Here is a 20214-nt window from a genome sequence, read left to right as displayed (position 1 = left end):
CCAGCGTGCCACGTCGGGCCGTGACGCGCTCGGCCGTGCGTCTCGGTGCGGCCCCGGGGTGCCGCGGTCGACGCGGCACCCCGTCGGGCGCGGTTAGTTGGGGAGCACGCCGAACGCGCGAGCGAGACGATCGATCTTCTGTGCCCGGCCGAGACGCGGCAGGTCGCTCCCGTCGCGAATCTCTCGGCCCCGGCTCTCGAAGTCGGCGAGGAAGTCGCGCGCCCACGCCGTGTCTGACGACGTCGGGCTGATGACCTCGTTGATCACCGGCAGCTGATCGACGTCGAGACAGAGCTTGCCGGTCAGGCCGAGAGCCACAGCGATCGACGACTGCTCGCGGAGCACGGGGTGGCTCGATCCGACCGTGGGGCCGTCGATCGGGCCGGGCAGCTCGCCGATGCGTGACGCGACGACCAGCCGGGAGCGCGGGTAGGCCATCGCCATGTCGTCCGCACTGGTGCCGGTGTCGCGGCGGTAGTCGCCCGAGCCGAACGCCAGGCGGAACGCACCGCGCGCGCTCGCGATCGACGGAGAGAGCTCGATACCGACCGCCGACTCGACCAGGGCCAGCACCCGCTTCACGCCGTGCAGGCGGTCAAAGGTCTCGGTGACGTGCTCGGCGGCCTCGGTCTTCGCGAGCATGACCCCGAGAAGCCCGGGGAGGCCGACCAGGGCGTCGACGTCGTCCGACCAGAAATCACTGGAGCGGTCGTTGATGCGCACCCACGCCTCGCCGCCGCCTTCGAGCCAGGCGACCACGTCGTCGCGGGCCGCGGGCTTGCGCTTCGGGTCGACGGCGTCTTCGATGTCGAGCACGATCTGATCGGCTCGCGACTTCGCTGCCGAGTCGAAGCGCTCCGGCTTGGTGCCCGGAACGAGCAGCCACGATCGGGCGATCTCGGCATCGGGTCGCTGGCGGGCCGGCGCGGGGCTGGCGGAAGTCTCGTTCATGGCACCTCGTGATGTTCGTCGTCGATACGTCGATAACACGCTACCGGGCTGTGGCAGAGGCTCGCCTGGACGCGCCGGTTCGGTCGGGAGCGGCGGGGGAGCCGCTTCGAGAGCTCCACTCGGGGTACTGTCCGCGTGACTACCGATCACGAGGAGCAATCATGACGGATCCGAACACGCCCGCCCCGAAGGGTGAGCACGACGGCGACGAGCCCGTGACAGCACAGTCCGAAGCCGTTCCGAACCACCAGACCGAGACCGGCCAGACCACCGAGCATGACGCGCCGCGGGAGCCCGCGGTGGCACCGGAAGACCGCGTGCCCGCGACCGAGCCTGAGGTGCACGAAACGGCAGTGCAGGATCCGGCAGCCGCCGCTGACTCCGCCGCCGCCACGCCCGCGGAGCCCGCTGGTGCCGAGCCCGCCGCTGAGCACTCCGCAGTCGCTGCGCAGTCCGAGCCAGCCGAGCCCGCCGTCGCACCCGAAGACCGCCCGGTACCGCCGCTGAGCGAGCCGACCAGCCAGGTGTCGACGGGTGCCCCCGCGACGGGAGTCCTCCACGACGACAGTGCTCTGCGTGCAGCGGAGGCCGCTCGCTCGGACGAGCCGTCGGATCCTTCGCCTTCTGCACCGGTTGCACCGGGCTCCGCTCCGGCTCCCGAGTCGGATGACCTCGGCGACACGCGCCTGACCGCCGCCGGTGCCGGCGCGGGCGCGGGTGCCGCAGCGACCAGCTCGACCGCCGCGTGGACCCCGCCGCCGGCCCCGGCGTCGCCGAGCGAGTATGCGGCCCCGACATCGGTCATCACGCCGACTCCGTACGCGCCTCCGACGCAGGCGATGCCCGCGCAGACGAGCACGACGCCCATCTCGAACCTCGGCACTTCGCCCGCCGAGAGCCTCGGATTCACCGACGGCATCGCCGGCGACAACGGATTCTCGCCCGAGGAGATCGCGCAGCGTCGGCAGTTCCGCGACGAGTTGGCGTTCCAACAGAAGCAGGAATTCGGTGGTATCAACTTCGGCGCTGGCTTCTTTGGCTGGCTCGCCGCCGTGGGCCTTGCCGGTCTGCTCTACGTGATCGTCGGTGGCATCGCCGGCGTCTCGGGCTTCGCGCAGCCCTCTCTGCTGACGGGGGAGCAGGCGACGGTCAAGTCGTTCGGCTCCGAGCTCAGCGCGCAGACGCTGCAGATCACCGCGCTGGTGATCGTGCTGGTCGTGCTGTTCCTGTCGTACTTCGTCGGCGGGTTCGTGGCCGGGCGGATGGCACGGTTCTCCGGGGTCAAGCAGGGTCTCGCCGTCTGGCTGTGGGGCGTCTTCATGACGGTCATCGCCGCGGTCGTGCTGATCGTCGTCGCCAGCCAGAGCACCACGGTCTCGACGCTGCAAGACCAGATGGATCCCGTCACCCTGCAGACCTTCACCTCGGTCGAGGCCCTCATCGCCGAAGGGCTGATCGTCGTCCTGTCGATCGGCGGTGCCCTGCTCGGTGGTCTCGCGGGCATGAGATTCCACAAGAAGGTCGATCGCTTCGCCGTCGAAGAGGCCTAGCTAGACCTGACGCTGCCGCCCCCGCCCGCGCCGAGAGTGCACAAATCGCCCTCTGCGTGGTCGGTAGGCGGCAGTTTCTGCACTCTCGGCGCGAGCGTCAGCTGAAGTAGACCACGTCGGCCGGCGCCTCGAGCCCGGCCAGCAGGTGCACGCACACCTGCCACACGTCGTCGAACAGCACCTCACGCACGATGTGCTCGTCGTACCAGTCAGCGAGGTCGTCTCTCGTGACGCCGTCGGCCAGCGGCTCGAATGCCGACTCGGCATCGTCGTGGGCGGTGAGGCGGCGCCCCAGCTCGGTGCCGGTTGCCCGGTCGACGAACCGGAGTTCACGAACCGAAGGATCCGACGGCGCACCGACAGGGCCCGTCACGTCGACGATCGGGTACCGCGCGCCTGGCGTCGGGCCCGCTGCCCTGGTGCCGACATGCGCCGACACCACGTGCCCAGTCGCGTCGCCGGCTCCGACCGTGCTCGGTTCGCTCCGGTCGAGGCCGCTCGACGCATCGCGGACGGCTCGCTCGGCCGTCGCGCGAACCCGATCGCGGTGAGCGTGGCAGACCGAGGCGACGTCGCGCATCCACGTCTCGAGGCGTGCGATCTCGGCGGTGGTGAACGTATCGGCTGGCCACGACGTCGCCGAGAAGATGCCGATCTCAGGCAGGGTCTCCCATTCGAGCACCAGGCGCGAGAACGTGCCGAGTCTCGGCATCAGCACGAGTCGGCTGGTGGGGGCGCCGGTGGCGAAGTGCAGGTCGGGTTCACTCAGCAGGTCGTCGACGTCGACGGCGGCCCCGAATGCGGCTGCGGGCAGCTCGACCGCGACGGTGAGGTCGCGCCACCGGGACGCTGAGCCCCCCGGAGACGCTGGGCCCCCCGGAGGCACTGGACTCTCGGGCGACGCACTCACTTCTTGAGCACGAGGGGCAGCACGAACACGGCGAACAGGAAGAAGGCGGCAGCGAGGCCGAAGACGATCCAGGTGCTGCGCGGCAGGGTGGTCTGGCCCGCTTCTTCGCGCCGAACGAGACGGCGGTGGCGGGAGACTCCCTGCACGACGAGCAGCAGTACGAGGGCTGCCCCGAGCACGGACACGATCAGGATGGTCACGCTCTCCACTATCGCAGGTGAGACCGGGTGGTCGCTCTCGACGTCGAGCGAGTTCGCCGGTCTGGCTATACGTGTTGCGCAACGGGCTCCCTCTTGCCGGAGGGATTCGCTACTGTATACGAGCGAGCCGGCTGGTTACCGGTCGCCCGTGTCGATGACGACAAGTTCCCGTTCTTCTCCTGATCCGAGTTGCGGGTGGCTTGGCGTTCCTCTCGACACCCGCATGCCCTCGGCTTCGGCCGGGGGCATGTCGCGTGTCGGCCTGTTTGCACTGTGTGCAATTTCGGCAGGAGGATCGTCCTGCTAACACGGATACTGCTAACGTGAGAGTGTCTCGCGTAGTCGGATCAGGTATGCGAGCCAGACGAGCGGGTCACTTGCTGGGGGTGAGCCGCTTTGTCATGTCGGCCTCCTCGTGCCGGGCCGCCGTGATCGCTGCCAGGCGGTGTCGATCGTCAATGCCACGAGAGCACCCACCGCGTAGCCCAGCAGGTCGGTCGCGACGAACGTGCTGCCGAGCACCCACCGAGACAGGGGCGCCACTCGCGCTACGGCGTCGGGCATGTCGGTGAGCTGCAGTACCTCGACGACTGCCGATACGACGAACGCGAAAACTGCGAGGCCGACGCCGGGTGATCGCGGCAGCACGAGTGCCGCCAACACGAAGAGGAGGGCGGTGTAACAGGCCGACCCGAGCAGATCCCCGGGCAGCCCCGGCACGATCAGCTTCGCGAAAACCCCGACAATCACGACGAGGATCCCTGCCGCCACCACCCCCAGCCGCGATCGAGATGTCATACCCCTATCGTCCCGTCCCGCCGCGCCGGTTCGCGTCGTGCGCCGGGTTGATAGATGACCGCCGTCAGTATCGATCGGCAATCGCTGCGATCGGCACCACGGCAGGTTTGCCCGCGGGATTGAAGACGATACCGGCCTGACCGTCCTCCCGCGCAGACCGGGCGATGTTTGCAAAACCGGTCGGTTGAGCGTCGAGGTCGGGCGCCCAAGCCCAGACCTCCGCGGGGGATGTGAACGCTGGGTGGTACATGCTGCCGTCAGGCCCCTTCAGGGCCGGGACCATGATGCTCTCGACCTCTCCCTTGTCATCTCTGCGTGCGGAGAGACCGACGAAGACCACCGGGGCGGCTTCAGCGCGGTCGATGATCTCTTCGACCGGGCTACCCGCCACAATGGCGGTCTTCAAGATCCCGTTGACGCCGGCCTCATCGGTGAGTCCGCGGCGGATCTCGTCGGCATACGCGATGAAGACCGTATCGGGCGAGCCTGGATCGATTGCGATCCCGTCGTACGTGGTCGCAGCCATCTGGAGTGTGGCCGATGCGGGCTGACCGAGCGAGAGCGGAGGGGTGGTTGCTCCTCCGTTCTGCCGGTACACCGCCAAGCGGTCGTTATCCGTGAACGCCACGAGGAGCCGCTTGCCCGCGTTGTCGACCTGCGTTCCGATGGCGAGGGTGTCGCCTTTCGCGAACGGGGCTGCCTTATCGGCGATCTCCGACCCCGAGGCGTCGAGGAGTAGATCGCCAGTGGCGCACTGACGCAACACGGCGTACATGGTCTGTGCATTTTGGCTGGAACTCCATGGCCGGAGCGCGTCTTGCACCAAGCGGTTGACGACCAAGGTGCTTCCCCCGGAAGTCACGCTCGGCTGCGTGCTGTCCGCCGCCCCCGCGTCGTTCAGTGTTACGTCGTCCTTCTTGCTTTTCCTCGAAAAGATCCCCATATTTTGACGCTACCAGCGGGTGTTCACTCTGACGCTCGACGTGCGTCTGTTTCGTGTGCCTGACCTGTGGCCCTTGACTGGGCGAACGCAGCGGCGTGGCTAAGTGCTCATTCCACGGCTGGTCGTCCGTGCCGAAACGCCGGTCACTGACGTTGCTGGGTAGGAGGGCTCCAGGCGGCGATCAGAGCAATCGCGGACGCGAAGGCGTCGAGGTGCGGTCGATTGAGAAACGCGTGGTGCGTGCCCGGAAGTACGTGGTGCTCGACGTCGACTCCGGTGCTGCTGAGTTCGCGAGCAAAGAGGTCGCCTGATGCGCGCATGTTGTCGTGTTCCGCGTTGATCGCGAGGGTTGGCGGAAAGCCGGTCAGGTCATGGCCACCCGCGAAAGCCAGTCGGTTCGCCAGCGCATCCCTCGAGCCGGCGTAGTTGCGGTTCATGAGGTCCAACGCCCACGGCGCATGTGTGATCCGGCGGTGCCCCTGAGATCGCGCCCGGTCATCTTGTGGGCGCTGATGGGTGGCGTGGAAGAAACCGTAGGCGAAGACGGCGCCTGCCGGACGAAACCCCTCATCGAGGGCCTGGAGGGTTGCAGCCGCCGCGAGGCAGGCGCCCGCACTAGCTCCACCGAGGATCACCCCCGACGGCGACGCAGAAGCCACTGCGCGGTAGGCGGTGACGACATCGTTGAGAGCGTCGGGGAATCGGCCGCGTGCCCGCCCAGCACCCGAACTCGCCCACGTCATCCCGGGAGGCGGCGAGAGGCGGTACCCCGTGGTGGCGACGGTCAGCCCGTGATTCGCGAGCGAGTTCGCGACGTCGTGGGCCTCCGGTTGCGCGGGGCTTCCTCGAAAGAATCCGCCGCCGTGCAGCCAGAGCAGGGTGGGTCCAGCTGAAGTGTCGCCGTCCGACGGCGTGTACCAGCGGAGCGAGGTGGCGTCAGGTCGCTTGGTCACACTAGACCGTGATGCATGGGGGCAGCGCCGCGCGTCCATCTAGAGGGTGAACCGTAAGGCGGTTCACGTAGGCATCCGGGCGGGGCTCTTGCTCGCGCCGACCCCGTCTAGAAGTTCAGACCCGTGTTCGCTCCGCGACCGCGCGCGACATCTGCGGACTCCTCCGTCTTGGCCGATTCATCCCCGGCGCGGCGCCCACGCCCGGGGTCTGCTGCGAGCTCGATCTGCGTCTGCCGGCGTCGGCGCATGCCGAGGAGGAGAACCGCGACGATGGCTGCGGCGAGGATCACGAGGACAGCCAGAACGATGAGTGCAGAGAGCATTCTCTGACAGTAGAACCGACCCGGTAGTTGCGAAAGATCGTGAGTGTCCGTTTGTCAGAAATTCACCCACGTCGCCACAAACTAGCTCAGAGAGCGTGGGCGACGGCCGGTCGCCACATTGCCATCGGCCGACCCGTGGGGAGCCCTCGAATGGTGCCGAACTCGACAAAGCCGAACCGGCGGTAGAGAGCACGGTTCCTCTCCGTCGATGACTCGAGGTACGCGCCCTCTCTGGCCGCATCGACGAGCCCGAGTCGGTGCGCGAGGAGAAGAGAGCCCACCCCGAGGCCTCGCGCCTCGGGGGAGACACCGATCTCGGCGAGGTACCAGTGCGGCAGTACCGGCCTCGGGCGCTGGAGTACTGCTCGGTATCGAAGAGCGGAGAAAGCCCCTCGGAGTCCCAACGCGTCGAGATAGGCCGGAATCTGCCCGAGAAACGGTCGCGAACGCTCCTGTCCCCGGCGAGGTTCCTCCCAGACCGCGGTTCCGAGGATCGATCCGTTCTCATCCACCGCGACGTCGACCGTTCGTGCCGCCAGGGGCCCCGATCGGAGCATTGCCCAGAACAGCTTCTCGAGGCGACCCCGCCGGTCACTGCCAGCGGAGACAAACGTGGCCATCACCGGATCCTTCGCGAATGCGTCGGCCAGCGGCTTCGTGGCGCCGCGCTCGCCGTTTCGAGCGGGACGAATGATGACGGACCGGGCCCTAGAGAGTTGAGTCATGCCCCGACTGTAAGACTCCAAATTGGCCAAGTGGCCAAATATTCCCCAGCTCCCGGTAACTCCTCGGCATTCGTCGGGCGAAAGCTCAGTTGGCCAACTGGCCACTACCTCCTATTCTCGATATATGACTGCTCCTCGCGAACACCGCCCGAGGAGCGAACGCCGCCAGCAGCTAATCGATGCCGCCGTGCTGGTCATGGCTGAGGAGGGTGTCGCAGCGGTCACTACGCGATCCGTCACGGGGCGCGCTGGTCTTCCTCATGGCTCGTTCGACTACTGCTTCGAGTCAAAGGCCGATCTGTTTTCGGCGATCCTTTCCCAAGAGATTCGCGTCACCATGACTGCGGCTTTCGATCCGCCAGCTGCAGCCGTGTCGGTCACCGAGCGAATCAGAGTCGGCCTCCAAGCACGTCTCGACCTCGTCACCGGCCGCCCCGACCATGCCCTCGCGTTGGCTGAGCTCTCCGCTTTCTCCTATCGCGACCCAGCCTTGAGCCACCTGATGCGATGGGAACAGGCGGAGTACTTACGCGAGGTGGCCCGCAATGTCGACGAATGGACGGCCGCGGCGAACATACGGTGGTCGGCTCCGACAGTGCAGGTCGCATCGCTGTTGATCGCCGTGGCTGACGGCATCGGTACCGCCTGGCTCGCCGATCGCAACGACCAGGCGGCTCGCGACGCCGTCACCCTCGGGGCTAGGGCAATCGCCTCTCTTGTTGATACTGCTGAGCAGTAAGGCAGTGCCTGGAGCAGGGGGCTTCGGTTTCGTCTACTCAAGGCCGAAGTGGTGCAAGTAGTCACTCGGGCTGCCAGCCCCACCGAAAAAGATGACCTGGCTGAGTGCGCCGATGTCTCTCTGAAGGGCCCCGGCCGCCCTGAGCCCGTCGGACCTTGTTTGAGCGTTGCCGAACGGCGAGCCAGCGCGCTCCGTCAAGGCGCGCCATCGAATGATGGCCCTGGCTGTTCTCTCCCGACCGCCGGCTGACGCTGTTGTGATGCTCCGTGCGCGGCCACCGGTGTACTGCTCAACCGATGTTCCACGAGAATCAGCGGCCACGACGAGCGAGTCGCTCAGGTTGGGGAACAGGTCGACGCCTTCTCCGGCACCGCACCAGACGTGGGTCTCGTCTCCCAGTTCGTCCTGGACTCGAGCCGCGAGGTCGAAAGCCTCTGCGCGATGGTGGTCGTGTATCTCGGGGGAGGGAAAGTGGAATCCCGATCCGGCGATGGCGTCGAAGACGTCGTTCCAGACTTCGAGGTCACGGCGAAGGCCCGCGCTGAGCCCCAGCTCCCCTGCGTCGGCTAGCCCGATTTTGTCGTTTGAGAGGCAAAACCACAGGGGCGAGTCTTCGACCGAGTACTCCGCCATTACGAGAATGACCTGGCTGACCATGGATCGACATTAGCGTCGCTGGCCCTTATCCAGGACAGAAGCGGAGTCTCCTCGGTTGGCGGGTGCAACCCGTCAGGCCGGGGCGCGGCGAAGACGTCGACCCAGCACGATAGCCCGTGCTGTGGCGAGGATGACGACGAAGGATCCGACGACCCCTACGACGAGGGCGGCAGTCGCCCCGATCGCCGGACCGGTCGTGCACGAGCTCTCGCCCTCACCCGGGGCGGCGTCGAGGCACGAGCCTCCCTGTAAGACGAACGCGAAGAAGACCGTGACGAGAGCGGCGAGGACCGCCGCGCTGATCCACCCGACGACCCTGGACATTCCCCCGGAAGTGTTCATGCCCGATCGTAGCTCTGGAGGGGAGTGAACGAGAGGAAGAGTGCGGTGCCCCGGATCCTGGGTTAGTTGCTGATTTGTTCCTGTGAAGCGCGACGAACGTGGCCGAGCGCCGCATCGATGAGGTTGCCGGCAGCTGTGGGGTCGACCCGGACGATGGCCATCGCGGCGAAGACGAGGCCGGTGCAAGTGGTGGCCAGAGTCTTCTGCTCGGCGGCGTCGAGATCGGCACGACGGGCGGCGACCCCGGTCGTGATCGCCGAGCGGAGACTGTCGCAGTAGGCAGCCACGACGGTCTGCAGGGCCTCCTCGCGGCCGAGGGGAGAGCCGGTCGCGTTGAGCAGCAGGCAGCCGTTGGCAGCGAGGGCTGTGTGCCCCTCCGTCATCGCGGCGCGGAGGCCGAGGAGGTAGGTCTCAAGAGCTCCAACCTCGACGAAGTCCGCACGCAATGGAGCGAGGCGAGGCCGAATGACCTCGTCGAGATAGCTCTCGACTGCCGCGTCGAACAGGCCGCGCTTGCTGCCGAACGAGTGGTAGATGCTCGACCGGTTGAGGCCGGTGGCGCGCTCGAGGTCGGGCAGGGCGGTGTCTTCGTAGCCGTGATCCCAGAAGACCTGGCGCGCCGAACGAGCGACCTCGGCTTCGGTGAAGGTTCGAGTGCGACCCATGCTCTGCTCCTCGGGGTTGATCTGGACTGACCGTTTCAGTATATAGTGAAACGGTCAGTTCAAATCAGGAGGCTCTCGTGCTCGTCGTATCCATCGTGTTCGCGGCCCTGGCCGCTGCCCTGCACGTCTACATCTTCTGGATGGAGTCGCTCGCGTGGCGAGGTCCCCGAGCTCGCGCGACCTTCGGCCCGGCCACAGAGGCCGAGGTTGAAACGACGGCACCGCTCGCCTTCAATCAGGGCTTCTACAACCTGTTCCTCGCCGCGACCACCGTGATCGGCATCGTGTTCGCCCCCGCATCGTCGTCGGCGATCGGCGAGGCGCTGATCCTGGTCGGCACCGGCTCGATGCTCGCGGCAGCGCTCGTCCTGTTCGTCTCGACACCCGGCAAGCGCCGGGCTGCCGTCACTCAGGGCGCGTTCCCGCTGATCGCCGTCGTCACGACCTTGATTGCCCTGAACGTCTAGAAGCCCGACCCACCGTCCCATGAACACCCCACAGAAAGTCGAGAACGCCATGCGCGCAGTCATGCACCCCACATTCGGAGAGCCCTCCGAGATCCTCACGGTCGAAGAGGTCCCGACGCCTCAGCCCGGCCCCGGAGAGGTGCGCGTCCGCACCCTCCTGTCGCCGATTCACAACCACGACCTCTGGACGATCCGCGGCACCTACGGCTTCAAGCCCGAGCTCCCGGCCCGCACCGGCACCGAGGCCGTCGGCGTGATCGACGCCCTCGGCGAGGGCGTCACCGGCGTCGAGATCGGTCAGCGCGTCGCGACCGGCGGCACCTTCGGCGTGTGGGCCGAGTACTTCGTCGCCAAGGCGGCAGCGCTCCTGCCCGTCTCGGACGACATGTCCGACGAGGTCGCGGCACAGCTCGTCTCCATGCCCTTCAGTGCGATCAGCCTGCTCGAGTCGCTCGACCTCGCCGAGGGTGACTGGCTGGTGCAGAACGCCGCCAACGGCGCAGTCGGCCGTCTCGTCGCCCAGCTCGGAGCTGCCCGCGGCATCAACGTGATCGGCCTCGTCCGCCGTGCCGAGGGCGTCGACGAGCTGAAGGCCCAGGGCATCGGCAACGTCGTGGCAACGGATTCGGCCGACTGGCGCGACCGCGTGAAGGCGATCGTCGGCGACGCCCGGATCCTTGCCGGTGTCGACTCGGTCGGTGGCCCCGCGAGTGGCGAGGTGCTGTCGCTGCTCAGCGAGAACGGCACCCTCGTCGTGTTCGGCGCAATGCAGTCGCCCGTCATGCAGATTTCGTCGGGCGACGTGATCTTCAAGCAGGCGACGGTCAAGGGCTTCTGGGGCAGCACGGTCAGCACGAGCATGCCGGCCGCCCAGCGCGGTGCGCTTCTCGCAGAGTTGGTGCGCAGGATCCAGGACTCCACGATCACCCTGCCCGTCGAGGCCACCTACTCGTTCGACGAGGCCCGCCAGGCCGCCGCCGCGAACTTCACTCCCGGTCGCGCCGGCAAGATCCTGCTGCGTCCGTAGTCTGCTGCGCCCCTGAGTCAGGGCGCCACGAAAGCCGAACGGCCCGGGTCGATGAGACCCGGGCCGTTTCGCTTTTGTGTGGTGTCAGTCGTCGGAGACGGTGATCGTCACGTCGATGTTGCCGCGGGTGGCGTTCGAGTACGGGCACACCTGGTGGGCTGCGTCGGCGAGAGCCTGTGCCTCGTCGTGCGGGAGCTCGGGAATGACGACCTCGAGGGTGACGGAGAGGACGAAGCCGCCCTCGCCGTTCGGGTGCACGCTGACCTGGCTGCCGACGGAGGTGTCGGAGATCGCGACCTTGCGCATGCGGGCGACGCTCTGCAGAGCGGAGTGGAAGCAGGCGGCGTAGCCGGCGGCGAAGAGCTCTTCGGGGTTGGCAGCACCACCGGCGCCGCCCATCTCTTTGGGGATCGCGAGATCGAGGTCGACGGTGCCGCTGACCGTGGCGACGTGGCCGTTGCGGCCGGCGCCGGTCGAGAGTGCTTCGGCGGTGTAGATGCTGTCCATCAGGAGAGCCTTTCTGTGGATGGTCGTGTTGCTCGAGTGGGTCGAACTCCGTTGTCCTCCACCCACCAGCGTGCCACGCGCACCACGGCACAGCGCACGGGTAGTTCGAAGCTAGAGGGAGACGAGACAACTCGAATCCCCGTGGTCGCCGCAATCAAGACAGGAGGAATGCTCGGGAATCATCCCTTTGGCTGATAGCCGAGCGCACCTTGCAGGTCTATCGTTTCGCAGCGGGGGATCTAATCCACCAGGGCGAGCATGACCGGCGACTCTGCAATACGGGATGCTGATGATCACTCTCCCGACGACAAGCCCACCGCCTCGATGACGAGGCGGCGGGCTTGTTCTGTTTCTGGGCGGCACCGACCGTGTTTCAGTCACCCGACCGCGTTTATTCGCGGTCCGGTGACGCTTTCACGGTCGGTTCTGTGAGTCGCGAAGGGTTACCGAGGCCGGTCGAAGCGCGCACCCTCGGGCTTCGAGGCGCCGGCGAGGTAGACGATGAGCAGAATCGGTCCGATCAGCGGGATGAGACCGAGGAAGAAATACGGCCCGGGGTAGTTCGCATCGTGGAGGCGCCGGCAGGTCAGGGCGAGATACGGCAGGAGCAGCCCGAGACTGAGCACGACGAAAATGATCTGGAAGAGAACCTTGACGGCCGTGAAACCGGGGGGAGCCATCACGTTCTCGGCCATCGCCTGGTTGCCGAGCGAGTTGGCGTTGATGACGCCGAAGATGATTCCGAGAATGCCGAAGATCGCGTACAGCACCACGACGACGAGCGAGTAGGCCAGAAAGAACCACCAGTATTCGCCCCGGCTGGCCCGCCCCGAGAAATCGGTGTACTTCGAGAACGGCCGCTTGACGGCGGCGAGAAGGCCGATTCCGTACCAGGGAGCCCAGAGCGGCGGCTCCTCGCCCGGCTTCGACGGCTGCGGCTGCGGCTGCTGACCTTGCCGTTCGGGCTTCCGGGAGCCGCGAGGCGGCAGGTGCGACGACATGGTGTTCCCCTCGAACGTGTCTGTCTTTCGGGCCCCTGGCGACGGTGTCGGCGCCCAGAGGTCAATCGGAGCCTAGCGATAAACCAAATGTCGGAGGCCCGGAGTACTCCTGGAGCATGACCGATGCGACCGATCCTCTCGCGAACCTCCACCTCGTGCCCCTGGCCGGCAGCGAGCGACCGCCTGCCCCGGGCGTGCGTCCGGCGGCACGGTCTGCGCGCACCGCCGACGAGATCGTCTGGGCAACACTCGTGCTGCGCCGTCGCACCGAGGTTCCCGGTGCGCTGCTCAGCGGTGATCCGGTCGACTCCGCCACATTCGCTGCCGAGCACGGCGCCGATCCGGCCGACGTCGACCTCGTCGTGGCGACCCTCCAGCCTCTCGGCGTGACCATCCTCGCGGCCGACGCGCCGAGCCGACGCGTACGCGTGTCAGGGTCGTCGCGTGTGCTCCAAGCGGTCTTCGGCACTTCGCTCGAGATCGTCACGAGCGAGTCGCCCCAGCTCGGCGGCGATCCGGCCGGCGCGGCGGCACCGCGGGTCGAACACCGCCAGCGGTTCGGCTCGCTCAGCATTCCGGCCGCCCTCGACGGGATCGTCACAGCGGTGCTGGGGCTCGACGACAGGCCACAGGCACGGGCGCAATTCCGGTTCGAGCCCGCGGCAGCTGCCGGATCCTCGTTCACGCCCCTCGAGCTCGGCGATCTCTACGGATTTCCCGAACAGACCGAAGGATCCCGCCAGACCATCGCCATCATCGAGCTCGGGGGCGGGTTCGCGCAGGCCGACCTCGACGCCTACTTTGCAGAGCTCGGCATCGAGGGGCCGAAGGTGACCGCGGTCGGAGTCGATGGCGCGACCAACGTGCCCGGCGGCGACCCGTCCGGCGCCGACGGCGAAGTGCTGCTCGACATCGAAGTCGCAGGGGCTCTCGCTCCGAAAGCCGACATCGTCGTCTACTTCGCGCCCAACACCGACGACGGCTTCGTCGACGCGGTGGCGACGGCCGCACACGCGACGCCGACTCCGACGGCCATGAGCATCAGCTGGGGCCAGAGCGAAGACCAGTGGACGGCGCAAGCGCGCGCAGCCTTCGACGACGCCCTCGTCGATGCGGCGGCACTCGGCGTGACCGTGACGGCCGCGGCGGGCGACAACGGCTCGAGCGACGGGGCGACCGATGGCGCCGACCACGTCGACTTCCCCGCCGCGAGCCCACACGTGCTGGCGTGCGGCGGCACCAGCCTTCGCGCGACCGGTTCGGCGATCGCCAGTGAGACCGTGTGGAACAACGGTGCTGGCCGCGGGGCCACCGGGGGCGGAGTCAGCCGAACGTTCGAGCGACCCGCCTGGCAGTCGGCGATCGTCGCGCCCGGGGGAGGGCGGGGCGTGCCCGACGTCGCCGGCAATGCCGACCCGGCGACCGGGTACGAGGTGCTGGTCGACGGCGTCCGCTCGGTGATCGGCGGTACCAGTGCGGTCGCTCCGCTCTACGCTGCGCTCGCGGCCCGACTCGCCGAGTCTCTCGGGGCGCCGCTCGGGCTCGTCCAGCCGAAGCTCTACGCGGCAGCCACGGCGTTCCGCGACATCACTGAGGGCGACAACGGCTCGTTCAGCGCCACACCGGGTTGGGACGCCTGCACCGGGCTCGGGTCGCCAAACGGACGGGCCCTCCTGCAGGCGCTCAGCGGGGGGCTCGGGGAGCGCGGGCACTCCGCCCGAGCGACGAATAGCATCGACGAATGACCGCCGCGAAGTCGTCTCTGCTCATCCTCGGTGCATCGGGCGACCTCGCCGCCCGGCTCCTCATGCCCGGTCTGGGGGAGCTGCTCACCCACGAGCCGTCACGCCGAGTGCAGCTGATCGGGTCGGGAGTCGAAGACCTGACCGACGCCGAGTGGAAGAAGCGCGTGGGCGACTCGTTCGCGAGTGCTGGCGCTTCCGGCCCCTCCGTCGAAGCGGCCCTCGCGGCGACGACCTACATTCAGGCTGACGTAACGAGCGCCGACGGCCTGAAAAAACTTCTCGCCGCCTGCGACCACACCACCGCGGTCTACTTCGCCCTCCCGCCGGCCATCACCGAGAAGGCCTGTCACCAGCTGGCCTCCCTCGAGCTGCCGAAGGGTCTCTCTCTGGCGCTCGAGAAGCCGTTCGGCACTGATGAGAAGAGCGCGATCGCGCTCAACGCGCTGTTGCTCACCCTCGTGCCCGAAGAGCGCATTCACCGCGTCGACCATTTCCTCGGTCGGGCCACCGTGCTCAACCTCCTCGGACTCCGGTTCGCCAACCGCCTCATCGAGCCGATGCTGACCAACCGCGACGTCGAGAGCATCGAGATCGTGTACGACGAGCAACTCGCCCTCGAGAACCGCGCCCGCTACTACGACCACGCTGGCGCTCTGGTCGACATGATCCAGAGCCACCTCCTGCAGGTCATGGCCGTGCTGGTCATGGAGGCACCGGCGACTCTCGGTGCCGCCGACCTCCGCGATCAGAAGCAGCTCGCGCTCCGAGCCACCCACCTCTGGCACGACGACCCAGCCACGAGCCGCCGCGCCCGCTACTCGGCCGGCACCATCGACGGTCGCAAGCTCCCCGCCTACAAAAACGAGGAGGGTGTCGACCCGTCGCTCGAGACCGAGACCCTCGCCGAGGTCGTCGTCGAGGTGCGCACCATGCGCTGGGCCGGTGTGCCGATCCGCCTCCGCTCCGGCAAGGCCCTCGCGTCTCACCGGCGGGAGATCCTGATCACGTTCAAGGCACCCGCCCACGTGCCGCCGGAGTTCCACACGCTCAAAACGGCCGACCGGCTCCGCATCTGCATCGCCCCCGACGTTATGAGCCTCGAGCTCAACGTGAACGGACCGGGCGACCCGTACGTCATCGACCGCGCCAGCCTCGAGGTCGACTTCAACCCCGGCGACCTGCCGGCCTACGGCGAAGTGCTCCAGGGGATCCTCGACGGCGATGCCTCGCTGTCGGTGCGGGGCGATGCGGCGGTCGAGGGCTGGCGGATCGTGGAGCCCGTGCTCGCGGCATGGCGCGACGGCTCGGTGCCTCTCGACGAGTACCGCGCCGGCAGCGACGGGCCGAAGGCGTGGCGCGCCTGACGGGTCGCCCCTCGGGCCCGCCTTGCAAATTTGAAGGAGAAGTTCGCCGCGAGGCCCGCCGATCCGCCTCAGTTTTCGGTTTCAGCCCCGCTTCTCCTTCAAATTCGAAGGAGCGCAGTCGCCGTTGCTTGGGCGACGAAGCAAGCACCACAATAGTCAGATGGTCTTCGACAGCACCCCCTCCGCGCACCAATCCGCCCCGCTTCCGATCGCGCTCGTCACCGGCGCGTCGCGGGGGATCGGCCGCGCGATCGCCTTCGACCTGGGGCGAACGCACCACGTGATCGTGCAGGGGCGTGATCCCCGGGTGCTCGAGGAGTTGGCGGCCGAGCTGCCGTCCGCCTCCGTCTGGGCAGCTGCCCTCGACGGCGACGAACCGCTCGACGGGTTTCTCGCCGCCGGGCCGACCGGCTCGCTCGAGTCGCTCGACGTGCTGGTTCACTCGGCCGGCGTCATCGGCGGCTCGACGGTCGAGCTCACGCCGCGCGACGAGTGGCGCCGCATCCTCGAGGTGAACGTGGTGGCCGTCGCCGAGATCACGCGCCTCGCTCTTCCCGCCCTCCGTGCTGTGCAGGGAACAGTGATCGTCATCAACTCCGGGGCCGGATTCCGGTCATCGGCGGCCGGCAGCCTCTACGCCGCGAGCAAATTCGCCGTCCGGGCCTTCGCCGACGGGCTTCGTGAGGAGGAGCGATCGAACGGTGTCCGTGTCAGTTCGGTGCATCCTGGGGCGGTCGACACCGATATGCAGCGCGAGATGCAGCAGTCCAAGGGCAACTCCTACGACGCAGAGAGCTACCTCGCTGTCAGCGACATCGCCGACGCGGTCCGTCTCGTGGTCGACCTGCCGCAGCGGGCCGTGGCCGAGACGGTCTCTGTCCGTCCGCTAGGACGAGGTTGACGCGTGGCGGAGACGTCGATGCCGAGCACGACCCCGACCCCCGTGCCAGCGCCGACCCCGGTGCCCGTGCCGTCGAGCTTCCTCCTCCTGCACGGCTACGAGAACCACCGCCCGCCGAGCCACTGGCAACGCTGGCTGTCGCTCGAGCTGACCGCGCGGGGCCACGACGTCCGCTACCCGCAGCTTCCTGACCCCGATGCCCCCGACTTCGAGCGCTGGCGAGACATGGCCCTCGCCAACCTCGCGACCCTCACCGAGGGCACGATCACGGTCATCACCCACAGCGCGTCGACGATGCTCTGGCTGCGCGAGCAGACATCCGGGACGGCCCCGCAGGTCGACCGGGTCGCCCTGGTGTCACCGGTGTCGGCGGACTTCTTGGAATCAGTACCCGAGCTCGCTGCCTTCGCCTGGCGCCCACCTGAAGGCGAGCACGAGGATCCTTCGGCTCGTCAGAGCGTCGGAGCCCCCGACGCGATCATCGTGGCGGGCGACGACGATCCGTACCGCCCCGAGGCGCTCGGCGCGGTTGCCGATGGGCTCGACGCACGGCAGATCGTGCTCGCGGGTGCGGGCCACGTCGTGCCGGCGACCGGATTCGGGCCCTGGCCGGAGATGCTGGCCTGGTGCCTCGGAGAGCCCGCTTTCGACTGAACCGTCGCCGACGAGGGGGTGCCGGGCCGAGAGTGCCCGAATCGGGCTCGGGCTCGACGCCAGGCGTCCATTCGAGCACGCTCGGCCTTCGACTCGCCCGCGTCAGATCGGCAGAACCGAAGGATCCGGCCGCCCCACCGCTCAGCTCACGTGCACGTCGGGCCGTCGACCCCGATCGGACTCGGCCCGCCGCAACACCTCGCGCGTGACCGGTGCAACCTCGCCCACCCCCGTGATGAGGTAGCGCACCAGGTTGCGGAGCGGCGGAGCCTCGGTCCATTCGAAGTAGATGTCGGGTACGACGCCGGTGACGTCGCGAATTTCGAGCAGGATCGTCGCGATCGTGTTCGGCACGTTGCCGCTCCGCACCTTGAGTACCCGGTAGCCGTGGAGGCTGTGCCCGTGCACCTCGAGGTCTTCTTCGAAGTTGGAGGAGTCGTCGGGGTAGACCTCGAGGAAGATGATGGGCGACCGCATCGGGATGCCGCTGGCCTTCCGCTCGTCGGCGAGTTTGGTCTTGTATTCGAGGCGACTTCCGTCGTCGGGTTCGTTGGCGACGATCCGGACGGCTCCGTATTCGTCAGCGTCTTCTTGCACGAACGACAGGGCGGCGTCGTCGAGCGACACGCTCGTGGCCCGCAGCTGGAACGAACGGCGCACCCGCGACAGCACGGATACGAGCAGCACGCCCACGATGAAGAGGGCGGCGATACGCACACCCTCGGGCCGTTCGATCACGTTGAGCACGGTCGTGTAGGCGAAGACGGCCACGACCACGCCGAACCCGATGGCGCGTTTGCGCTGCTTTTTATGACGAGCCGAAAGGAACACCGCCACCGAGGCGGAGGTGATCAGCACGAGCACTCCGGTCGCGTAGGCGCCACCCTGCGCGTCGACGTTCGCCTCGAAGACGATCGTGATGAGGAACGCGATCGCCGTGAACACGAGCACGAGGGGCCGCACGGCGGCCGCCCACTGCGGTGCCATGCCGTAGCGAGGGAGGTAGCGGGGCACGAGGTTAAGGAGGCCGGCCAGCGCCGAGGCCCCGGCGAACCACAGGATCGTGATCGTCGAGATGTCGTAGACCGTGCCGAAGCCGTTGCCGAGGTAGTCGTGGGCCAGGTAGGCGAGTGCGCGCCCGTTGGCGTCGCCTCCCGCCTGGAACTCTTTCTGCGGGATCAACAGCGTCGTGACGATGCTCGACGTGATGAGGAACGTGCTCATGATGATCGCCGCGGTCGTCAGGAGCCTCTTGGCACCCTTGATGCGGCCGAGGGGCCTCTCGGGGGTGTCGCCCGGCGCGCCCGAGATCTGCGGCATGACGGCGACGCCGGTCTCGAAACCGGAGAGGCCGAGCGCGAGCTTCGGGAACACGAGCAGCGAGATACCAATGATCGCCAGGGGATTGGCGTGCTGCGTGGTCAGCGCCTGCCACCAGTTGTCGACCACCTGTGGGTTCTCGCCGATGTGCACGAACGAGACGATCACCACGACCGCGTTCAAGAGCAGGTAGATGGCGACGAGCACGACCGCGATGCCGATGGCCTCTTTGAAGCCGCGCAGGAACACCGCCGCCAGCAGCACGATCAAGAACAGCGTCAGCGGCACCTCCGCGCCGTGGAACCACTGCGGCGCGTAGGGGTTCTCGACCGCGTGGGCGGTGGCATCGGCGGCCGAGAGCGTCACGGTGATCATGAAGTCGGTCGCCGCGAAGCCGAGGAGGACGAGCACGAACAGCTTGCCGCCCCACCAGGGCAGAAGTCGCTCGAGCATGGCGATCGACCCGGACCCCTTGAAGCTCTCGCGGGCGACCCGTCGATAGACGGGCAATGCGCCGAGCAGCGTCAGGAGCACCAGCACGATCGTCGCGAAGGGCGAGAGGAGACCCGCTGCGACGGCGGCGATGGCCGGTTGATAGCCGAGTGTCGAGAAGTAGTCGACGCCGGTCAGGCACATGACCCGCCACCACGAGTGCGTCTTCTCCGGCTTCTCGGCGTGCGGGCCCGGGTGGCTGCCGGACTGCTGCGTCAGCCCGTCGAGCAGCCACGCTCGAAAGGAGTGTCGGGGAGCGTTTTTCAGAGCGTCGGGCTCGAGCGCGGAGCTCTGCCCGGTGCTGTCGGTGGTGGTCACGGATCAGGTCTACTCGACGTTGGTGGATTCGGGTGGTGACACGACCGGGGAAGCCTCGGCCCAGACCCCCGACGACCCGCGCCGATGGCTGTCGAGCAGATGCGTGTCGACGATGCCGACGGCCTCCATCAGGGCGAACATCGTCGTTGGCCCGACGAAGCGGAACCCCTTCTTCTTCAACGCCTTCGACAGGGCCACCGACTCGGGCGAGGTCGTCGGCACGTCGGAGAACGTCGACGGCCTCGGAGTCTCGCTCGGGCTGAACGACCAGATGAACGCGCCGAGACCGCCCTCGTCTCGGAGGGCGAGCGTGGCCCGGGCGTTGTCGATGGTGGCGTCGATCTTCAGCCGGTTGCGCACGATGCCGGCATCGGCCATCAACCGGGCACGATCGTCGTCGTCGAACGTCGCGACGACCTCGGGGTCGAAGTCGCGAAAGGCGAGACGGAACGCGGGTCGCTTCTTGAGAATCGTCGCCCACGACAGCCCCGACTGGAAGGCTTCGAGGCTCAACCGCTCGAAGAGACCCTGCTCGTCGCGGATCGGCATGCCCCACTCGGTGTCGTAGTACGACTGCAGCAGCCCGTCGGTCGCTGCCCAGCGCGGCCGAGATAGCCCGTCGGCGCCCAGAATCACATCGGTCATGGCGCGAGTTTAGGGTC

General features: G+C 67.7%; 23 protein-coding genes. 8 read left to right on the top strand and 15 right to left on the bottom strand.

Annotated elements, in window-relative coordinates:
* Nucleotides 1–93 precede the first annotated feature (93 nt).
* Nucleotides 94–951 (bottom strand): HpcH/HpaI aldolase/citrate lyase family protein, encoded by an 858-nt coding sequence (locus tag ASF54_RS06005; RefSeq protein ID WP_055959803.1) that lies wholly within the window; start codon nt 949–951, stop codon nt 94–96.
* A 161-nt stretch (nt 952–1112) separates the two neighbouring features.
* Here ASF54_RS06005 and ASF54_RS06000 point away from each other — a divergent pair, with 161 nt between their 5' ends.
* Nucleotides 1113–2501 carry a hypothetical protein gene (locus tag ASF54_RS06000; RefSeq protein WP_055959800.1) on the top strand — a complete coding sequence of 463 codons (1389 nt, stop codon included), beginning with the start codon at nt 1113–1115 and terminating at the stop codon, nt 2499–2501.
* Between the two features lie 97 nt (nt 2502–2598).
* On the opposite strand, the gene ASF54_RS05995 is transcribed toward ASF54_RS06000, so the two are convergent.
* From ASF54_RS05995 to ASF54_RS05965, 7 genes are all read right to left on the bottom strand, one after another.
* Nucleotides 2599–3387: a hypothetical protein gene (locus ASF54_RS05995; RefSeq protein WP_055959798.1), complete on the bottom strand. Its 789-nt coding sequence runs from the start codon at nt 3385–3387 to the stop codon at nt 2599–2601.
* Nucleotides 3388–3407: 20 nt separating this feature from the next.
* Entirely contained in the window at nt 3408–3611 is a 204-nt protein-coding gene (locus ASF54_RS05990; protein WP_123941754.1) for a hypothetical protein, read from the bottom strand.
* Between the two features lie 399 nt (nt 3612–4010).
* Entirely contained in the window at nt 4011–4409 is a 399-nt protein-coding gene (locus ASF54_RS05985; protein WP_084815986.1) for a DUF2809 domain-containing protein, read from the bottom strand.
* A 64-nt stretch (nt 4410–4473) separates the two neighbouring features.
* On the bottom strand, nt 4474–5352 hold the full coding sequence (locus ASF54_RS05980; RefSeq protein ID WP_084815985.1) for an SseB family protein: 879 nt from the start codon (nt 5350–5352) through the stop codon (nt 4474–4476).
* Between the two features lie 143 nt (nt 5353–5495).
* Nucleotides 5496–6305 (bottom strand): alpha/beta hydrolase, encoded by an 810-nt coding sequence (locus ASF54_RS05975; RefSeq protein ID WP_055959788.1) that lies wholly within the window; start codon nt 6303–6305, stop codon nt 5496–5498.
* A gap of 107 nt (nt 6306–6412) precedes the next feature.
* Entirely contained in the window at nt 6413–6628 is a 216-nt protein-coding gene (locus ASF54_RS05970; protein WP_055959785.1) for a hypothetical protein, read from the bottom strand.
* 86 nt (nt 6629–6714) lie between these two features.
* Complete coding sequence (locus ASF54_RS05965) at nt 6715–7353, bottom strand: GNAT family N-acetyltransferase (protein WP_055959782.1); 639 nt, start codon at nt 7351–7353, stop codon at nt 6715–6717.
* A 124-nt stretch (nt 7354–7477) separates the two neighbouring features.
* Here ASF54_RS05965 and ASF54_RS05960 point away from each other — a divergent pair, with 124 nt between their 5' ends.
* Entirely contained in the window at nt 7478–8092 is a 615-nt protein-coding gene (locus ASF54_RS05960; protein WP_084815983.1) for a TetR/AcrR family transcriptional regulator, read from the top strand.
* A 33-nt stretch (nt 8093–8125) separates the two neighbouring features.
* On the opposite strand, the gene ASF54_RS05955 is transcribed toward ASF54_RS05960, so the two are convergent.
* The 3 genes from ASF54_RS05955 to ASF54_RS05945 form a co-directional block, all read right to left on the bottom strand.
* Nucleotides 8126–8749 (bottom strand): hypothetical protein, encoded by a 624-nt coding sequence (locus ASF54_RS05955; protein WP_055959776.1) that lies wholly within the window; start codon nt 8747–8749, stop codon nt 8126–8128.
* A gap of 72 nt (nt 8750–8821) precedes the next feature.
* The gene (locus ASF54_RS05950) at nt 8822–9091 is read right to left on the bottom strand and encodes a hypothetical protein (RefSeq protein WP_157510038.1); all 270 of its coding nucleotides are present in this window, start codon (nt 9089–9091) and stop codon (nt 8822–8824) included.
* A 62-nt stretch (nt 9092–9153) separates the two neighbouring features.
* Complete coding sequence (locus ASF54_RS05945; RefSeq protein WP_055959770.1) at nt 9154–9756, bottom strand: TetR/AcrR family transcriptional regulator; 603 nt, start codon at nt 9754–9756, stop codon at nt 9154–9156.
* 77 nt (nt 9757–9833) lie between these two features.
* Between ASF54_RS05945 and ASF54_RS05940 the strand changes: the two genes are divergently transcribed.
* Both ASF54_RS05940 and ASF54_RS05935 read left to right on the top strand, forming a co-directional pair.
* Nucleotides 9834–10223 (top strand): DUF1304 domain-containing protein, encoded by a 390-nt coding sequence (locus tag ASF54_RS05940; protein ID WP_055959767.1) that lies wholly within the window; start codon nt 9834–9836, stop codon nt 10221–10223.
* Nucleotides 10224–10272: 49 nt separating this feature from the next.
* Nucleotides 10273–11250 (top strand): zinc-binding dehydrogenase, encoded by a 978-nt coding sequence (locus tag ASF54_RS05935; protein ID WP_055962178.1) that lies wholly within the window; start codon nt 10273–10275, stop codon nt 11248–11250.
* 84 nt (nt 11251–11334) lie between these two features.
* Here the strand turns inward: ASF54_RS05935 and ASF54_RS05930 are convergent, their stop codons facing one another.
* Complete coding sequence (locus tag ASF54_RS05930) at nt 11335–11757, bottom strand: organic hydroperoxide resistance protein (protein ID WP_055959764.1); 423 nt, start codon at nt 11755–11757, stop codon at nt 11335–11337.
* 443 nt (nt 11758–12200) lie between these two features.
* The gene (locus ASF54_RS05925) at nt 12201–12758 is read right to left on the bottom strand and encodes a DUF805 domain-containing protein (protein WP_055959761.1); all 558 of its coding nucleotides are present in this window, start codon (nt 12756–12758) and stop codon (nt 12201–12203) included.
* A 116-nt stretch (nt 12759–12874) separates the two neighbouring features.
* Between ASF54_RS05925 and ASF54_RS05920 the strand changes: the two genes are divergently transcribed.
* The 4 genes from ASF54_RS05920 (at nt 12875) to ASF54_RS05905 (ending at nt 17422) form a co-directional block, all read left to right on the top strand.
* Nucleotides 12875–14503: a S53 family peptidase gene (locus ASF54_RS05920; protein ID WP_055959758.1), complete on the top strand. Its 1629-nt coding sequence runs from the start codon at nt 12875–12877 to the stop codon at nt 14501–14503.
* Entirely contained in the window at nt 14500–15867 is a 1368-nt protein-coding gene (locus tag ASF54_RS05915; protein WP_055959756.1) for a glucose-6-phosphate dehydrogenase, read from the top strand. The genes ASF54_RS05920 and ASF54_RS05915 overlap by 4 nt, the downstream gene beginning before the upstream one ends.
* Nucleotides 15868–16027: 160 nt before the next feature.
* Nucleotides 16028–16768, top strand: coding sequence for an SDR family oxidoreductase (locus ASF54_RS05910; protein ID WP_055959753.1), 741 nt, complete (start codon nt 16028–16030; stop codon nt 16766–16768).
* Between the two features lie 18 nt (nt 16769–16786).
* Nucleotides 16787–17422: an RBBP9/YdeN family alpha/beta hydrolase gene (locus ASF54_RS05905; RefSeq protein ID WP_162237099.1), complete on the top strand. Its 636-nt coding sequence runs from the start codon at nt 16787–16789 to the stop codon at nt 17420–17422.
* Nucleotides 17423–17563: 141 nt separating this feature from the next.
* Here the strand turns inward: ASF54_RS05905 and ASF54_RS05900 are convergent, their stop codons facing one another.
* On the bottom strand, nt 17564–19552 hold the full coding sequence (locus tag ASF54_RS05900; protein WP_370544417.1) for an amino acid transporter: 1989 nt from the start codon (nt 19550–19552) through the stop codon (nt 17564–17566).
* 9 nt (nt 19553–19561) lie between these two features.
* Nucleotides 19562–20197, bottom strand: a complete 636-nt coding sequence (locus tag ASF54_RS05895; protein ID WP_055959747.1) for a DNA-3-methyladenine glycosylase I — start codon at nt 20195–20197, stop codon at nt 19562–19564.
* Nucleotides 20198–20214 lie beyond the last annotated feature (17 nt).

Source organism: Frondihabitans sp. Leaf304 (genome assembly GCF_001423105.1).
Classification (GTDB): domain Bacteria; phylum Actinomycetota; class Actinomycetes; order Actinomycetales; family Microbacteriaceae; genus Frondihabitans.
The sequence above is the reverse complement of the archived record's forward strand: the minus strand, read 5'-3'. Positions and strand labels throughout refer to the sequence as shown.

Excerpts from the sequence above, each read along its gene's own strand:
- ASF54_RS05930 (WP_055959764.1), bottom strand. The coding sequence starts at position 11,757 with ATGGACAGCATCTACACCGCCGAAGCACTCTCGACCGGCGCCGGCCGC.
- ASF54_RS05965 (WP_055959782.1), bottom strand. The coding sequence starts at position 7,353 with ATGACTCAACTCTCTAGGGCCCGGTCCGTCATCATTCGTCCCGCTCGA.
- ASF54_RS05920 (WP_055959758.1), top strand. The coding sequence starts at position 12,875 with ATGACCGATGCGACCGATCCTCTCGCGAACCTCCACCTCGTGCCCCTG.
- ASF54_RS05985 (WP_084815986.1), bottom strand. The coding sequence starts at position 4,409 with ATGACATCTCGATCGCGGCTGGGGGTGGTGGCGGCAGGGATCCTCGTC.
- ASF54_RS05905 (WP_162237099.1), top strand. The coding sequence starts at position 16,787 with ATGCCGAGCACGACCCCGACCCCCGTGCCAGCGCCGACCCCGGTGCCC.
- ASF54_RS05970 (WP_055959785.1), bottom strand. The coding sequence starts at position 6,628 with ATGCTCTCTGCACTCATCGTTCTGGCTGTCCTCGTGATCCTCGCCGCA.
- ASF54_RS05910 (WP_055959753.1), top strand. The coding sequence starts at position 16,028 with ATGGTCTTCGACAGCACCCCCTCCGCGCACCAATCCGCCCCGCTTCCG.
- ASF54_RS05925 (WP_055959761.1), bottom strand. The coding sequence starts at position 12,758 with ATGTCGTCGCACCTGCCGCCTCGCGGCTCCCGGAAGCCCGAACGGCAA.
- ASF54_RS05915 (WP_055959756.1), top strand. The coding sequence starts at position 14,500 with ATGACCGCCGCGAAGTCGTCTCTGCTCATCCTCGGTGCATCGGGCGAC.
- ASF54_RS05960 (WP_084815983.1), top strand. The coding sequence starts at position 7,478 with ATGACTGCTCCTCGCGAACACCGCCCGAGGAGCGAACGCCGCCAGCAG.
- ASF54_RS05895 (WP_055959747.1), bottom strand. The coding sequence starts at position 20,197 with ATGACCGATGTGATTCTGGGCGCCGACGGGCTATCTCGGCCGCGCTGG.
- ASF54_RS05945 (WP_055959770.1), bottom strand. The coding sequence starts at position 9,756 with ATGGGTCGCACTCGAACCTTCACCGAAGCCGAGGTCGCTCGTTCGGCG.
- ASF54_RS06005 (WP_055959803.1), bottom strand. The coding sequence starts at position 951 with ATGAACGAGACTTCCGCCAGCCCCGCGCCGGCCCGCCAGCGACCCGAT.
- ASF54_RS05950 (WP_157510038.1), bottom strand. The coding sequence starts at position 9,091 with ATGAACACTTCCGGGGGAATGTCCAGGGTCGTCGGGTGGATCAGCGCG.
- ASF54_RS05980 (WP_084815985.1), bottom strand. The coding sequence starts at position 5,352 with ATGGGGATCTTTTCGAGGAAAAGCAAGAAGGACGACGTAACACTGAAC.
- ASF54_RS05955 (WP_055959776.1), bottom strand. The coding sequence starts at position 8,749 with ATGGTCAGCCAGGTCATTCTCGTAATGGCGGAGTACTCGGTCGAAGAC.
- ASF54_RS05935 (WP_055962178.1), top strand. The coding sequence starts at position 10,273 with ATGCGCGCAGTCATGCACCCCACATTCGGAGAGCCCTCCGAGATCCTC.
- ASF54_RS06000 (WP_055959800.1), top strand. The coding sequence starts at position 1,113 with ATGACGGATCCGAACACGCCCGCCCCGAAGGGTGAGCACGACGGCGAC.